We start from the raw sequence: 835 nt of genomic DNA, 5'->3' as shown, positions 1-835 counted from the left end.
ATTTGTTACCGATAGGGCAAGTAACGGATGTAGTTATGCGATAGACTTTGAAGTGGACGAACCGGAACCGATAACAGCTACGGCTTCTGTGGTAGGACTATCGTCCTTTGGGTCAAATGATGGTACTATTCGTATCACGGAAATCACCGGAGGCACCTTAAACGGTGCAGACACCTATCAATTGGCTTGGTCAGGAGTAGGAGCGGTAACCACCACAGATGATGGATGGACGGCAATAGATTTGGCACAAGGCAACTATAGTGTACGCATCACGGACAGCAATGGTTGTTTAGCGGTTTTTGACTATGTGGTCACCGAACCGGGAGAGCTTGCGGTAACCCTTACAGCGGATGGGGAAGTATCTTGTTATGGCGAACAAACGGTATCCCTGATTAGTACTATTGTAGGCGGTACCCCTGGGTACGCTTACCAATGGTATCAAGAAGAGGGCGGTAGTTATACGGCGATAGCAGATGCTACGGAAGCCGACCTTTTTGATGTTGGTGCAGGGAACTACCGTTTAGAAGTGACAGACAGGGATGGTGCAGGAGTGAGTGCAACAGCGGAGTTGACCATAACCCAACCAGAAGCCCTTACTATCACCTTGGAAGGCATTACAGATATAGAGTGTAACGGAGCCGCTAGTGGCGGAGCAACGGTAACTGTAAGCGGAGGCACGGGCAACTATGAATATGCTTGGTATGATTATGGCTTTAATGTAGTAGCTACTACGCCCAGCCTAGCCAATGCGCCTTCTGGAACGTATAGCTTGGAGGTAGTGGATGGTAACTCTTGTTTTACCTCCTTAACGGATATTACTTTGGTAGACCTATTT

1 protein-coding gene is annotated in these 835 nt (G+C 48.3%); it reads left to right on the top strand.

Features of this window, described 5'->3' with window-relative positions; all coding sequences use genetic code 11:
- A partial coding sequence (locus tag FBT53_RS15965) for a SprB repeat-containing protein (protein WP_205729054.1) occupies positions 1 to 835 on the top strand: 835 nt, incomplete at both ends.

It is taken from the genome of Flavobacterium sp. ASW18X (assembly GCF_005144745.1).
Taxonomy (GTDB): domain Bacteria; phylum Bacteroidota; class Bacteroidia; order Flavobacteriales; family Flavobacteriaceae; genus Croceivirga.
Note: the sequence above shows the minus strand (reverse complement) of the source record. Positions and strands in the feature narration are given on the sequence as shown.